Source organism: Streptomyces sp. NPDC001270 (assembly GCF_042896695.1).
Classification (GTDB): Bacteria; Actinomycetota; Actinomycetes; order Streptomycetales; family Streptomycetaceae; genus Streptomyces.
This window is the reverse complement of the sequence record NZ_JBIAXM010000009.1, coordinates 41,762-55,749: the sequence shown is the minus strand read 5'-3', so window position 1 is coordinate 55,749 and position 13,988 is coordinate 41,762. Positions and strand designations below refer to the sequence as shown.

Sequence of the window (13,988 nt, the reverse complement as noted above, 5' to 3'; positions counted from 1 at the left end):
AGCCGTCGGACCGTGTCCGGGCCTATCGCCCGGGCGGAAGAAGTTCATCAGGGGGGTCGGACTTTCGGCGGTCCGGCCCCCCGACCGCACGCCCGAAGTTCCGAGGGGGACGCATGGCCACCGTTGAACTCCGCTTCAGCGCGCTGCCCGAGCACGTCCGCACCGCCCGACTGGTGGCGGCAGCGGTGGCGCGCAGGGCCGGAGTGGACGAGGCCGTACTCGACGAGGTCAGGCTCGCCGTCGGCGAGGCATGCTCCCGCGCCGTAGGACTGCATCAGGGCGCCGGTACCACCGCGCCGGTGAAGGTGGTGCTGATCGAGGAGGAGAAACAGTTCTCCATCGAGGTCGGCGACGAGGCGCCCCGTTCGGCCCCGGGTGAGCGCGCGCCCGGCGGCTCCGCTCACGACGCGGACGCGGAGACCGAGGAGGACGAGATGGGCCTCGCGGTGATCAGCGGACTCGTCGACGACGTGGAGGTGACCGCCGGTGAACACGGCGGGCTGATCCGCATGACCTGGCCGACCACACCACCGGCCACCGCCCTCGCCTGACACCGCCGCGCAGCGGCACCCCGCGACACACCTGCGGTCGCCTTTTTATCGGCTCCATGGGGCCCAACCTGGCCCGATCCGGTTCCATCTGGCCCAATCCGGTTCCATCTGGCCCAATCCGGTTCCATCGGGCCCAATCCGGTTCCATCGGGTTCCCGGGCTCCACCTGGTTGCACCTGCTTCTTCGGCTTCATTGCGCTCCCGGACGACCGGGGGCTTCGGCGTGGGTTACGGGCGGCTTTCCTAGCCAGCGCTTCCCGGCTCGCCGGGCCTACCCGGTCCTACCGCGGTTCTCCGGGTGCGTTCTCCTGGTCCGTTCTCCTGGTCCGTTCTCCTGGTTCCAACTGGTCACACACGACCGCGTACCGGTGGGGGTGCCGACACGCCGGGATCTCGATGCTCCTGGTCCCGAGTTTTTCTGTGCCTCGTCTCATCGGCGTCACCTTGCTCACTGTGGCCCTAACCCCGTTCACGGCGGCCCACGCCCTGCACATCGCGCCACTTGCGTTCCACGTGTCCCTTCAGGCCGTCCGTGCCGCCGCCTCTTCCACCTCCGGCAGGTCCCTGCCGACCTGTCCCCACACCACCGTCCCCACACGACCGTCCCCGCATCCCACCACCGCCCCCGTGCCGCCCACGCCACCCGCGTCACCCGCATGCACCCGTGCGCCCGTGCCGTCGTCCGGTGGTGCGGCCGCCGCCGGCCGGCCGTCCTCCGGAGCCCCGCTCAGCAGGGGTTTCGTGTTATTTTCCGGCGGACGTCGGAATTCGTGAAGGAATTCACGATCAATCACCTGATAATTTGATCAAGCGTCAATGCGGGCGTCAACGCCTTTGGGGCGTTACCACTTTCGGGTTCTGTGGTGTGATGTCGATCATTTGCTGTAGAGCAGGTGCAGGCTAATTCCGATTACCGCGCTCTGTTTTGATCAGGTTCCGGTACCTAGAATCCGTCCACATCTTGAGCTCAGCCCAAGCGTCAAGGAGGACGAATGGCGGGGCTTTCTACCCCTCATCAGTTGGGCCAACCCACAACCTTCGCAGCCGCAGTACTGACCGACGGCAACCGTGTCCTGGTGGCGGTCTTCGTGGCCGTCGCGCTGGCCGCGCTCGTGGTCGCCGGGATCCTGGTGCGCCAGGTGCTCGCGGCGGGCGAGGGCACCGACAGCATGAAGAAGATCGCGGCGGCGGTCCAGGAAGGTGCCAACGCATATCTGGCCCGTCAGTTGCGCACGCTCGGCGTATTCGCCGTCGTCGTGTTCTTCCTGCTCATGCTGCTGCCCGCCGACGACTGGAGTCAGCGTGCCGGACGATCGGTGTTCTTCCTGATCGGAGCGGTGTTTTCGGCGGCCACCGGCTATATCGGCATGTGGCTCGCCGTACGCAGCAATGTGCGTGTCGCCGCGGCGGCCAGGGAAGCGACACCGGCGGCGGGTGAACCGGAAAAGGATCTCACCGCCGTCTCGCACAAGGCAATGAAGATCGCATTCCGCACGGGCGGCGTCGTCGGCATGTTCACGGTGGGTCTCGGCCTGCTGGGCGCCTCCTGCGTGGTGCTGGTGTACGCGACCGACGCGCCGAAGGTGCTGGAGGGCTTCGGCCTCGGCGCCGCCCTGATCGCCATGTTCATGCGTGTGGGCGGCGGCATCTTCACCAAGGCCGCCGACGTCGGCGCCGACCTGGTCGGCAAGGTCGAACAGGGCATTCCGGAGGACGACCCGCGCAATGCCGCGACCATCGCCGACAATGTGGGCGACAACGTCGGCGACTGTGCCGGTATGGCGGCCGACCTGTTCGAGTCGTACGCCGTGACGCTGGTCGCGGCGCTGATCCTCGGCAAGGCGGCGTTCGGCGACTCCGGGCTCGCCTTCCCGTTGCTGGTGCCGGCCATCGGTGTGATCACCGCGATGATCGGCATCTTCGCGGTCGCCCCGCGCCGGGCCGACCGAAGCGGCATGTCCGCGATCAACCGGGGCTTCTTCATCTCCGCGGTGATCTCGCTCGCGCTGGTCGCCGTGGCGGTCTTCGTCTATCTGCCCGGAAAGTACTCGGACCTGAACGGCGTGACGGACGCGGCGATCAGCGGCAAGAACGGCGATCCGCGGATCCTCGCGCTGGTCGCGGTGGCGATCGGCATCCTGCTCGCCGCCGTGATCCAGCAGCTGACCGGCTACTTCACCGAGACGACCCGCCGGCCCGTGCGCGACATCGGCAAGACCTCGCTCACCGGTCCGGCCACCGTCGTACTCGCCGGTATCTCGATCGGTCTCGAATCTGCCGTGTACACGGCGCTGCTGATCGGGCTCGGCGTCTACGGGGCGTTCCTGCTCGGCGGTACGTCGATCATGCTGGCCCTGTTCGCGGTCGCGCTGGCCGGTACCGGTCTGCTCACCACGGTCGGCGTGATCGTCGCCATGGACACCTTCGGCCCGGTCTCCGACAACGCGCAGGGCATCGCCGAGATGTCGGGCGACGTCGAGGGCGCGGGCGCGCAGGTGCTCACCAACCTGGACGCCGTCGGCAACACCACCAAGGCCATCACCAAGGGCATCGCCATCGCCACCGCGGTCCTGGCGGCCTCGGCGCTGTTCGGGTCGTACCGCGACGCGATCACGACCGGGGCGAACGACGTCGGCGAGAAGCTCTCCGGGGCGGGCGCGCCGATGAGTCTGATGATGGACATCTCGCAGCCCAACAACCTGGTCGGTCTCATCGCCGGGGCGGCGGTCGTCTTCCTCTTCTCCGGGCTCGCCATCAACGCGGTGTCGCGTTCGGCCGGCGCCGTGGTGTTCGAGGTGCGCCGGCAGTTCCGTGAGAGGCCCGGGATCATGGACTTCAGCGAGAAGCCCGAGTACGGCCGGGTCGTCGACATCTGCACCAAGGACGCCCTGCGGGAGTTGGCCACACCGGGTCTGCTGGCCGTGATGGCGCCCATCTTCATCGGCTTCACACTCGGCGTCGGCGCGCTCGGCTCCTATCTGGCCGGTGCGATCGGCGCGGGCACCCTGATGGCCGTGTTCCTCGCCAACTCCGGCGGCGCCTGGGACAACGCCAAGAAGCTCGTGGAGGACGGCCACCACGGCGGCAAGGGCAGCGACGCGCACGCGGCGACGGTGATCGGCGACACGGTCGGCGACCCCTTCAAGGACACCGCGGGCCCGGCGATCAACCCGTTGCTGAAGGTGATGAACCTGGTGGCGTTGCTGATCGCGCCCGCGGTGATCAAGTTCTCCTACGGCGACGACAAGAACATCGGCGTGCGGATCCTGATCGCGATCCTCGCGGTCGCGGTCATCATCGGCGCGGTGTACATCTCCAAGCGGCGCGGCATCGCGGTGGGGGACGACGAGGAGGATGCCGGCCGGGTGTCCAAGTCGGCGGATCCCGCGGTGGTTTCGTAGGCCGTACGTACGGAGTTCGCTCAACGGGCGGGCGGGTGGCGCGCATTGGTGCGCCGCCCGCCCGTTTTGCGTCCGTGCGCGCCCGCACCGTGAGTCTTCTCTCCTGCGGTACAAATAACATTAAAAAGCTACTTAATGCGCGTTCGAGGCATGGGGGTGAACGGTCTGCCGTGTATGGTCCGGGGGCCGAGAGCATGGAAGGGACCGAACCGGTGAACAAGAAGCTCGCGGCCGCGCTGTCCGGCGGTGCGGTACTGGTGCTGGGGCTGACGGGATGCAGCGGCGGCAGCAACGACAAGCTGAACGGCTGGGCCAAGCAGGTCTGTGACGCGGTGCAGCCGCAGGCCAAGAAGATCGCGGCCGCCAACACCGCGATCCAGCAGCAGACCTCGGACAACAGCGCGCCCGCGGACGTCCAGAAGACCGACGCACAGGCATTCCAGGACATGTCGGACGCCTACCAGGCGATCAGCGCCGCCGTGAACTCGGCCGGTGCGCCCGACGTCGACAACGGCGAGAAGAAGCAGCAGGACGCCGTCAAGGAGCTGAGCGCCATTTCGGCGCAGTACGCCTCCCTGAAGAAGCAGGTCGACAAGCTGGACACGAAGAACCAGGCGAAGTTCGCCGACGGCCTCAAGAACATCGCGACGGATCTGGCCGAGCTGAGCAAGACCGGCAGCGACGCGCTCAAGAACCTGGAGGAGGGCGACGTGGGCAAGGCCATGGCCGGGCAGGAGAGCTGCAAGTCGGCATCCTCGCAGTCTTCGCCGTCCTCGTCGGAGTCCTCGCCGTCCACTTCGTCTTCTTCGTCGCCTTCGTCTTCTTCGTCTTCGTCCGGTTCGTCGAAGGCGGGCTGAGCGCGGGGTGGCGAGGCCGACGCCGGGGGTGCGCGGGTGCGTGCGCCACCCGCATGCGCGGACACAGCACGGGCACGGGCCCCGCCCGCGCGTACGGAGACCATGCGTACGGACACAATGGGAAGCGTGAGCAACGCCACTGTGCCCCCTTTCCCTTCCGTGACCACCCTGCCGTCCGCCGACCGTCCCGACGTCGCGGCCCGGCTGCGCGAGGCCCTGCTCGGGGCCTCCTTCACCGCCGACGGACTGCTCGAACTGCTCGGCGCCGCGGCCTACGCGGCGCTCGCCCGCAGCGAGACCGTGCCCGCGCTCCGGGCGACCCGCGGGGACACGCCGCTGGAGACGCTCGTACGGCTGTTCCTGCTCCAGCAACCCGTCGGGTACGCGCGCGTGGCCGGCGTACTGCCCGTCCCGGAGTGCCTGGAGAGCGGCTGGCTGGTGCGCACGGGCGGTGACGAGATCGCCGCCGGCGTGGACGTACGGCCGTACGGCGGTCCGGACGGCGAGGACTGGTTCATCGTGTCCGACCTCGGCTGCGCGGTCGGCGGCGCGGGCGGCATCGGGAACCGGAACGAAGGGGTCGTGCTCGGTGTCGGCGGCGCCTCCACCACCCTCGCCGGCATCACCGTCCGCACGCCCGTCGCCGCCGCGCTCGACCTCGGCACCGGGTCCGGGATCCAGGCACTGCACGCCGCTCAGCACGCCACGCGTGTGACGGCGACCGACGTCAACCCGCGCGCCCTGCACTTCACCGCGCTGACGCTCGCCCTGTCCGGCGCACCCGCCGCTGACCTGCGCGAAGGGTCGCTGTTCGAGCCGGTCGAGGACGGGGAGACGTACGACCTGATCGTCTCGAACCCGCCCTTCGTGATCTCTCCCACCCGGCTGCCGTCGTCCTCCTCGGCCGAAGCGCCCGGCGACGCCCCTGCGGTCACTCGGCTGACCTACCGGGACGGCGGGATGGGCGGGGACGATCTGTGCCGCTCGCTCGTTCAGCAGGCGGGGGAACGACTGAACGAGGGCGGGTTCGCGCAGTTCCTCGCCAACTGGCAGCACGTGGAAGGGGAGGACTGGCAGGACAGGATCAGGTCATGGGTACCGCGCGGGTGCGACGCCTGGGTCGTGCAGCGCGAGGTGCAGGACGTCACGCAGTACGCCGAGCTGTGGCTCAGGGACGCCGGTGACCACCGCGGGGACACCGGGGAGTACCGGGCGCGGTACGACGCCTGGCTCGACGAGTTCGAGGCGCGCAAGGTCAAGGCGGTGGGCTTCGGATGGATCACGCTGCGCAGGACGGATGCCGCCGAGCCCTCCGTCACCGTGGAGGAATGGCCGCATCCGATCGAACAGCCGCTCGGGGAGGTGGTCCGGGCGCACTTCGGCCGTCTCGACTATCTCCGGGAACACGATGACGCGGCGCTGCTCGACGGCCACTTCCGGCTCGTCGCCGAGGTCGTCCAGGAGCAGGTCGGCCTGCCCGGCGCCGAGGACCCGGAGCATGTCGTGCTGCGCCAGAACCGGGGGATGCGCCGCGCCACCATGGTGGACACCGTCGGCGCGGGCTTCGCGGGCGTGTGCGACGGCACGCTGAGCGCCGGCCGCATCCTGGACGCCATCGCCCAACTCGTGGGCGAGGACCCGGTGGTGCTGCGTGACCGCACACCGGCACAGATCCGCCTGCTCGTGGAACAGGGGTTCCTCGAACCGGCCGGGTGACGGCGCCTCGCCCCGGCCGGGGCGCGCTCGGGGCATCGAGCCGGACGCGTGCCCGGGGGCCTGGCCGTGCCGCGCCCCTGGCCGTGCCGCGCACGCCGTCGTGCGCGGTGCCCGGCCGCGCCTCGAACCTGGCCGTGCCGGGCGCCTGACTGTGCCGCGCACCCGGCCGCGCCTCTCACCCGGCCGTGCCGCGCGCCCGTCGTCCGCGCCTGGTGCCCGCGCCTGGCTGGTTTCCGGTCGTGGTCGGCGCCGTCCTGCGGCGTGTGGTCGCGGTACGGAACGGCCCGTGAGCCGTGCGTGGCGGAAATCGGCCGGAAAGATGCGGGCGGCCCGATCGGGAGCGGAAGGTGTCCGGAGTCACTTGCGTGGTCTGTCGGCTCCGCGTTCACTTCGGATTCGCCCACCCGCCGCCTGCGCGTGCCAGTCTCCGGGCGCTGGATACGCACGAACGGAGGGAAAGGGGCGCACGGGACCATGGAGAGCGGACCAGCGATCTTCGCGGGAGCGGTGTTCGCCCTGTTCGGGGGCGCTTTGCTGGTATGGACAGGCATGCGGCTGCACCATCGTGAGCAGGTCGCCCACGGTGTGAGTCAGGTCGCATCGGCGACCCTCGCCGGCCTCGCCTCGGTGATCGCGCTGGGCCTCGCGGCGTACTGCTTCACCCGCATCTGAAGGCGGTGCGCACGCTGTCCCGTGCGTAAGGGGAGCGTTACCCTCCGAAAAGGGCCGCGTGGGTCGCCCGGCAGTCCGGGCGGCAGGAATGGCGGTAGTCGGGTTACCGTTCGAGTGGCCGTTGCGGGCTTTTCCCGTTTGACACGGGGGCGGGATGTACCGTCACACTCCGCAGCGTCACCACCACCCAACCCCAGGACGAAGACCTGGGGAGGCCCCAGCGTCGACCGGAGAGAAGAGCGAAGTTGTCCCCGACCAGCGAGACCGCACAGGGCGGCCGCCGACTCGTCATCGTCGAGTCGCCTGCCAAGGCGAAGACGATCAAGGGCTACCTCGGCCCCGGCTACGTAGTCGAAGCGAGCGTCGGGCACATCCGCGACCTTCCCAACGGCGCCGCGGAGGTGCCGGACAAGTACACCGGCGAGGTGCGCCGCCTCGGTGTGGACGTCGAGCACGACTTCCAGCCCATCTACGTGATCAACGCTGACAAAAGGGCGCAGGTCAAGAAGCTCAAGGACCTGCTGAAGGACTCCGACGAACTCTTCCTCGCCACCGACGAGGACCGGGAGGGCGAGGCCATCGCCTGGCACCTCCAGGAGGTGCTCAAGCCGAAGATCCCGGTCAAGCGGATGGTCTTCCACGAGATCACCAAGGACGCCATCCGCGCGGCCGTCGCCAATCCGCGCCAGCTCAACCAGCGACTCGTCGACGCCCAGGAGACCCGCCGCATCCTCGACCGCCTCTACGGCTACGAGGTCTCGCCGGTCCTGTGGAAGAAGGTCATGCCGCGCCTGTCGGCCGGCCGTGTCCAGTCCGTCGCCACCCGGCTCGTGGTGGAGCGGGAACGCGAGCGCATCGCGTTTCGTTCTGCTGAGTACTGGGACCTGACGGGGACCTTCTCGACCGGCCGCGCGGGGGATCCGTCGGACCCGTCGTCGCTCGTCGCCCGCCTCCAGAGCGTCGACGGAAGGCGGGTCGCGCAGGGCCGCGACTTCGACTCCCTGGGACAACTCAAGAGCGCGAACACCCTCCACCTCGACGAGGCGAACGCCCGCGCCCTCGCCGCCGCCCTGGAGAACACCCGGTTCTCGGTGCGGTCCGTGGAGTCCAAGCCGTACCGCCGCTCGCCGTACGCCCCGTTCCGTACGACGACGCTCCAGCAGGAGGCGAGCCGCAAACTCGGCTTCGGCGCGAAGGCGACGATGCAGATCGCGCAGAAGCTGTACGAGAACGGCTACATCACGTACATGCGTACGGACTCCACGACGCTGAGCGAGACCGCCGTCAACGCCGCCCGCGCCCAGGTCACGCAGTTGTACGGGGCGAACTACCTGCCGACCCAGCCGCGTACGTACGCAGGGAAGGTCAAGAACGCGCAGGAGGCGCACGAGGCGATCCGCCCCTCGGGTGATCGTTTCCGCACGCCTGCCGAGACCGGCCTGACCGGCGACCAGTTCAGGCTGTACGAGCTGATCTGGAAGCGGACGGTCGCCTCCCAGATGAAGGACGCGACCGGCAACAGCGTCACCGTGCGGATCGGTGGCACGGCCGCCGACGGACGGGACGTCGAGTTCAGCGCGTCCGGCAAGACCATCACCTTCCACGGATTCCTCAAGGCGTACGTCGAGGGAGCCGACGACCCGAACGCCGAACTGGACGACCGCGAGCGCCGGCTGCCGCAGGTCGCGCAGGGCGACGCCCTCAGCGCCGAGGAGATCACGGTCGACGGGCACTCCACCAAGCCCCCGGCCCGCTACACCGAGGCCAGCCTGGTCAAGGAGCTGGAGGAGCGGGAGATCGGCCGCCCGTCGACCTACGCGTCGATCATCGGCACGATCCTCGACCGCGGCTACGTGTTCAAGAAGGGCACGGCCCTGGTGCCGTCCTTCCTGTCCTTCGCCGTGGTGAACCTCCTGGAGAAGCACTTCGGCCGGCTCGTCGACTACGACTTCACCGCGAAGATGGAGGACGACCTCGACCGCATCGCCCGCGGCGAGGCGCAGTCCGTGCCGTGGCTGAAGCGCTTCTACTTCGGTGAGACGACGCCCGACGGCGGCTTCGCCGCGGGCGGCCCGGGCGGCGCCGCCGAGGCCGGCAACGGTGACGGTGACCACCTCGGCGGCCTCAAGGAACTGGTGACCGACCTCGGCGCGATCGACGCGCGCGAGGTGTCGTCGTTCCCCGTGGGCAACGACATCGTGCTGCGCGTCGGCCGCTACGGCCCGTACATCGAGCGCGGCGAGAAGGACACCGAGCAGCACCAGCGTGCCGACATCCCGCAGGACCTCGCCCCCGACGAGCTGAACGTCGACCTGGCCGAGGAACTCCTCGCCAAGCCGAGCGGTGAGCGCCCCCTGGGCACCGACCCGGAGACCGGCCGCCCGATCGTCGCCAAGGGCGGCCGCTACGGTCCGTACGTCACGGAGGTCCTGCCCGACGGCACCCCGAAGACGGGCAAGAACGCCGTCAAGGCGCGCACCGCCTCCCTCTTCAAGTCGATGTCGCTGGACACGGTGACGCTGGAGGAGGCGCTGCGCCTGATGTCGCTGCCGCGCGTCGTCGGCAAGGACGCGGACGGCGTGGAGATCACCGCGCAGAACGGGCGCTACGGGCCGTACCTGAAGAAGGGCACGGACTCGCGTTCGCTGCAGGCGGAGGACCAGCTCTTCACCATCACGCTGGCGGAGGCGGAGGCGATCTACGCCCAGCCCAAGCAGCGTGGCCGGGCCGCCGCCAAGCCTCCGCTGAAGGAACTGGGCGCCGACCCGGTCAGCGGCAAGCCGGTGGTCGTCAAGGACGGCCGCTTCGGGCCGTACGTCACCGACGGGGAGACCAACGCGACCCTGCGCTCCGACGACAGCGTCGAGACGATCACCGCGGAGCGCGGTTTCGAACTGCTCGCCGAGAAGCGGGCGAAGGGGCCCGCCAAGAAGACGGTGAAGAAGGCGACCGCGAAGAAGGCCGCCCCGGCGAAGAAGACCGCCGCCAAGAAGACGGCGGCGAAGAAGACGACCACCGCCGCGAAGAAGACCACGGCCAAGAAGACCACCGCGAAGAAGGCGACGGCCTCGAAGGCGGCCACGGAGGACTGACAGCCCAGGGGCGGCGAGAGCCCCGGCGGCGAGAGTCCGGGGCGGCGACGACCCCGGGGGCGGCGTGGGTCGGTGGGTTGCAGTGCGGATTGCAGGCCGCTTTGCACTGCGGGCGGCGTGATCCGCGCAGACCGGATCGCCGGAGTCGGCGAACTGTGCCGCATCCGGGTCGTCGGAGCCGCCGCCCCGCGTCGGGCCGAAGCCGCCGTCCCCCGTGAGGCTTGGATCACCGGGGGCGTCGAGCAGGCGACGAGTCGGGGTCCGCACGGCGATCCGTGGGCCCCGGACGGCCACCACCGGTGGGCCGACCCGTACCTCCACACCGAATTCACTCGCACACCAGGCGCACCGACTTCGCAAAGGGCGCGCCCAGGCATCACTTTGATGTCGGGGCGTGTACATGTCCGGACGCGCGCGATCCGCTGTCGGTGGCTGCCGATAGGCTGAACGCATGACGCGAGCCGAGCAGCCAACGGCCCACAGCACGAACCCCGACGACGCACTCGTGGCGGATTCCCGCGAGCGCGCCGTCCGCTCCCTGCTGCGCCAGCCCGAACTGAAACGCCTGTGGAGCGCACAGCAGGTCGGCGGAGTCGGGGACGTCCTCGCACTCCTGGTGCTGGTGGTCCTCGCCCTCCAAACGGCAGTCACCGAAGGCTCGTTCGGCGGTGGGTACCGGGGCGTGGCGTTCGCGGTGGCGGCCGTCTTCGCCGCGCGCGTCGTCGCGACGCTCGTCTTCGGCGCCGTCCTCCTCGGCCCGCTCACCTCCCTCACCGCCCAGGGAGGCGCGCTCGACCGCCGCTGGACCATGGTCGGCGCCGACGGCCTGCGGGCCGCGCTGCTGATCGTCGCCCCGCTGTGGATCGACTGGACGCCGGCCAACGCGCTCCCCATGATCCTGGTGACGGCCTTCGTCACCGGGGTCGCCGAGCGCTTCTGGACCGTCTGCCGGGAGAGCGCGGCCCCCGCGCTGCTGCCCGCCCCGCCCCCGGAGGGCGCGACGGTCCGGCCGCTGCCGGACCACATGGACGCCCTGCGCCGCCTGTCCCTGCGTACGAGCTTCGCGGCGATTCCGCTGGCCGCCGCCGTCCTGGTCGCCGCGGCGCTCCTGAACAACCTGCTCGGCACCGGCCTCGACTGGTTCGACCAGCACCAGGTGGCGCTCGGCTCGTACGTGGCGGCCGGGCTGTTCGCCGCGTCCCTCTCGGTGGTCGCCTTCCTGGAACTGCCCGACGTGCGCACCCCGCGCGCGCGGTCTCCGCTCGAAGGACTGCGCCGCCCCCGGACCGGCTCCGGCGTGGACAAGGGCCGCACGGGCGTCATCCCGCTGCTGGTGGCGGCCTGCGCGGCCGTCGCGGGGGCGATCTCCGCCGCCGTCGCCGTGTCGGTGCTGCACGCCGCGGAACTGGGCGGTGGCCCGGTGCTCTACGGCCTGCTGGTGCTCGCCCTGGCCGGCGGGGTCGTCGTCGGCATCCGTACCGCCCCGGCCGTCCTGCCGTCGCTCTCCCGTCGCCGGCTGCTGGCCCTGGCCATCGCCTTCACCGGTGTGGCCCTGCTCGCCGCCGGGCTCGTCCCGGACGTCACCAGTGTGGTGCTGATCGGTGCGCTGGCCGGGATCGGCGCGGGGGTCGCCGCCAACACCGGGCACACGCTGCTCGACCAGGAGGCCGAGGACCACCGCCGGGCGCGCACCACCGAGCACCTGCACGCCGTCGTCCGGGTCTGCGTCGCGTTCGGCGCGCTGATCGCGCCCCTGGTGGCGGCGCTCATCGGACCGCACCGCCTGGTCAACGGCAAGTTCGTGTTCGAGCACGGCGGTGCCGCCTTCACCCTGATGCTGGTGGGCGCGCTGCTGCTGCCGGTGGCCGCGCTGGTGCTGGCCAAGGTCGACGACCGGTCCGGCGTGCCGCTGCGGCACGACCTGCGCGACGCGCTGCTCGGCGGGGACGACCCGGCGCAGGCTCCCGCCACGAGCGGCTTCTTCATCGCCCTGGAGGGCGGCGACGGCGCCGGGAAGTCCACCCAGGCCGAGGCGCTCGCCGAGTGGATCCGGGCCAAGGGACACGAGGTCGTCCTCACCCACGAACCGGGGGCCACGCCCGTGGGCAAGCGGCTGCGGTCGATCCTGCTGGACGTGTCGTCGGCCGGGCTGTCCCACCGCGCGGAGGCACTGCTGTACGCGGCCGACCGCGCCGAGCACGTCGACACGGTCGTGCGGCCCGCGCTGGAGCGGGGCGCCGTCGTCATCTCGGACCGGTACATCGACTCCTCGGTGGCCTACCAGGGGGCGGGCCGCGATCTGTCCCCGACCGAGATCGCGCGGATCAACCGCTGGGCGACCAACGGCCTGGTCCCGCATCTGACCGTGCTGCTGGACGTGTCCCCGGAGGCCGCCCGCGAGCGGTTCACGGAGGCCCCGGACCGGCTGGAGTCGGAACCCGCGGAGTTCCACGCGCGCGTGCGGGCCGGTTTCCTGACGCTGGCCGCCGCCGACCCGGGCCGTTACCTGGTCGTGGACGCGGGCCAGGAACCCGAGGCCGTCACCACCGTCATCCGGCACCGTCTCGACACCGTGCTGCCGCTGTCCGAGGCCGAGATCAAGGCCCAGGAGGAGGCCCGCAAGGCCGCCGAGGAGGAAGCCCGCCGCAAGGCCGAGGAAGAGGCCGCCCGCAAGGCCGAGGAGGAGCGCCTGGAGCGTGAGCGCCAGGAGCAGCTGGCCCGGCTGCGTGCCGAGGAGGAGGAGCGCAAGCAGCGCGAGCTGGAGGAGGCGCAGCGGCGCGAGGCGGAACGGCAGGCCGAGGAGGCCCGGCAGCGGGCGGAGGAGGCCAGGCGCCGGGCGGAGGAGGAGCGGCAGCGGCTGCTTGCCGAGGAGAAGATCCGGGCCGAGGAGGAGGCCCGCCGCAAGGCCGAGGAGGAGCGGCGGCGCAAGCAGGCCGAGGAGGAGGCCAGGCTGCGCGCCGAGGAAGAGGCGCGGCGCCAGGAGAAGCAGCGCAAGGCCGAAGAGGCGCTGATGCGGGCCGAGGAGGCCAGGCGCCAGGCCGCCGACGCGGCGGTCGCGGCCGACGCGGTGGCCCGGCAGCCGGTGGCACCGCGGCCGGCGGCACCCGGGGTGACGCCGGACGCCACGACCGTGGAAACGCCCATGGTGAATCCGGGCGCCGACGAAACGGCCGTACTGCGGCCGGTGCGTGAGGAACGGGACGCGGAAGCCCGGCCCGCCCGCGGGCCGGAGTCCGCGTCCGAGGTGACGACGCAGCTGCCGCAGCCGCCGGTCCCGCCGGGCGCGGCCGAGGAGACGGCCGTGCTGCCGCCCGTACCTGCCGGTGACCCGGCGGACCGGGTGCCGCGGGGCTTCTTCCGGGACGAGCGGCCGGCCGCCGACCGCTCCGAGGACCGTACGCGCGAGATGCCGCAGGTCGACGTGGACGCCGACGCTACGGTGCGGCGGCGCCCGCGGCCCGACTGGGCCGAGGAGACGCCGTTGGACGACCTGCCGACGCTGGCGGACGAACTGCTCGGCGGGTACGACGACGAGGAGCACGAGAGCCGGGACGGGCGGGGCCGGGGACGGCGCGGCTGATCGTCTCCGGGCGCCGGGCGCCGACGTGGGGGCGCATGTCCCTCGCGCCCGGCCGCTTCACCCGAGACGACCGGAGCCCCGTTGTCAGTGGGCGCCCGCACAATGGATTCCGGACCGTA

7 protein-coding genes are annotated in these 13,988 nt (G+C 71.0%); all 7 read left to right on the top strand.

All coding sequences use genetic code 11. From position 1 onward, the window contains the following. Positions 1-113: 113 nt before the first annotated feature. Positions 114-551: an ATP-binding protein gene (locus ACFY2B_RS16835; protein WP_390763870.1), complete on the top strand. Its 438-nt coding sequence runs from the start codon at positions 114-116 to the stop codon at positions 549-551. 992 nt (positions 552-1,543) lie between these two features. After that, positions 1,544-3,952, top strand: coding sequence for a sodium-translocating pyrophosphatase (locus ACFY2B_RS16830; protein ID WP_390763869.1), 2,409 nt, complete (start codon positions 1,544-1,546; stop codon positions 3,950-3,952). A gap of 194 nt (positions 3,953-4,146) precedes the next feature. Next, positions 4,147-4,809 (top strand): small secreted protein, encoded by a 663-nt coding sequence (locus ACFY2B_RS16825; protein ID WP_390763868.1) that lies wholly within the window; start codon positions 4,147-4,149, stop codon positions 4,807-4,809. A gap of 117 nt (positions 4,810-4,926) precedes the next feature. Beyond that, positions 4,927-6,525 (top strand): methyltransferase, encoded by a 1,599-nt coding sequence (locus ACFY2B_RS16820; protein ID WP_390764077.1) that lies wholly within the window; start codon positions 4,927-4,929, stop codon positions 6,523-6,525. Between the two features lie 474 nt (positions 6,526-6,999). Further along, positions 7,000-7,197 carry a hypothetical protein gene (locus tag ACFY2B_RS16815; protein WP_390763867.1) on the top strand — a complete coding sequence of 66 codons (198 nt, stop codon included), beginning with the start codon at positions 7,000-7,002 and terminating at the stop codon, positions 7,195-7,197. Positions 7,198-7,442: 245 nt separating this feature from the next. After that, the gene (gene topA / locus ACFY2B_RS16810) at positions 7,443-10,289 is read left to right on the top strand and encodes a type I DNA topoisomerase (protein WP_390763866.1); all 2,847 of its coding nucleotides are present in this window, start codon (positions 7,443-7,445) and stop codon (positions 10,287-10,289) included. A 451-nt stretch (positions 10,290-10,740) separates the two neighbouring features. Continuing rightward, positions 10,741-13,869 (top strand): dTMP kinase, encoded by a 3,129-nt coding sequence (gene tmk / locus ACFY2B_RS16805; protein ID WP_390763865.1) that lies wholly within the window; start codon positions 10,741-10,743, stop codon positions 13,867-13,869. Positions 13,870-13,988: the final 119 nt, after the last annotated feature.

Coding starts and splice junctions, on each gene's coding strand:
- ACFY2B_RS16820 (WP_390764077.1), top strand. CDS start 4,927: ATGGGAAGCGTGAGCAACGCCACTGTGCCCCCTTTCCCTTCCGTGACC.
- tmk (WP_390763865.1), top strand. CDS start 10,741: ATGACGCGAGCCGAGCAGCCAACGGCCCACAGCACGAACCCCGACGAC.
- ACFY2B_RS16830 (WP_390763869.1), top strand. CDS start 1,544: ATGGCGGGGCTTTCTACCCCTCATCAGTTGGGCCAACCCACAACCTTC.
- ACFY2B_RS16835 (WP_390763870.1), top strand. CDS start 114: ATGGCCACCGTTGAACTCCGCTTCAGCGCGCTGCCCGAGCACGTCCGC.
- ACFY2B_RS16825 (WP_390763868.1), top strand. CDS start 4,147: ATGGAAGGGACCGAACCGGTGAACAAGAAGCTCGCGGCCGCGCTGTCC.
- ACFY2B_RS16815 (WP_390763867.1), top strand. CDS start 7,000: ATGGAGAGCGGACCAGCGATCTTCGCGGGAGCGGTGTTCGCCCTGTTC.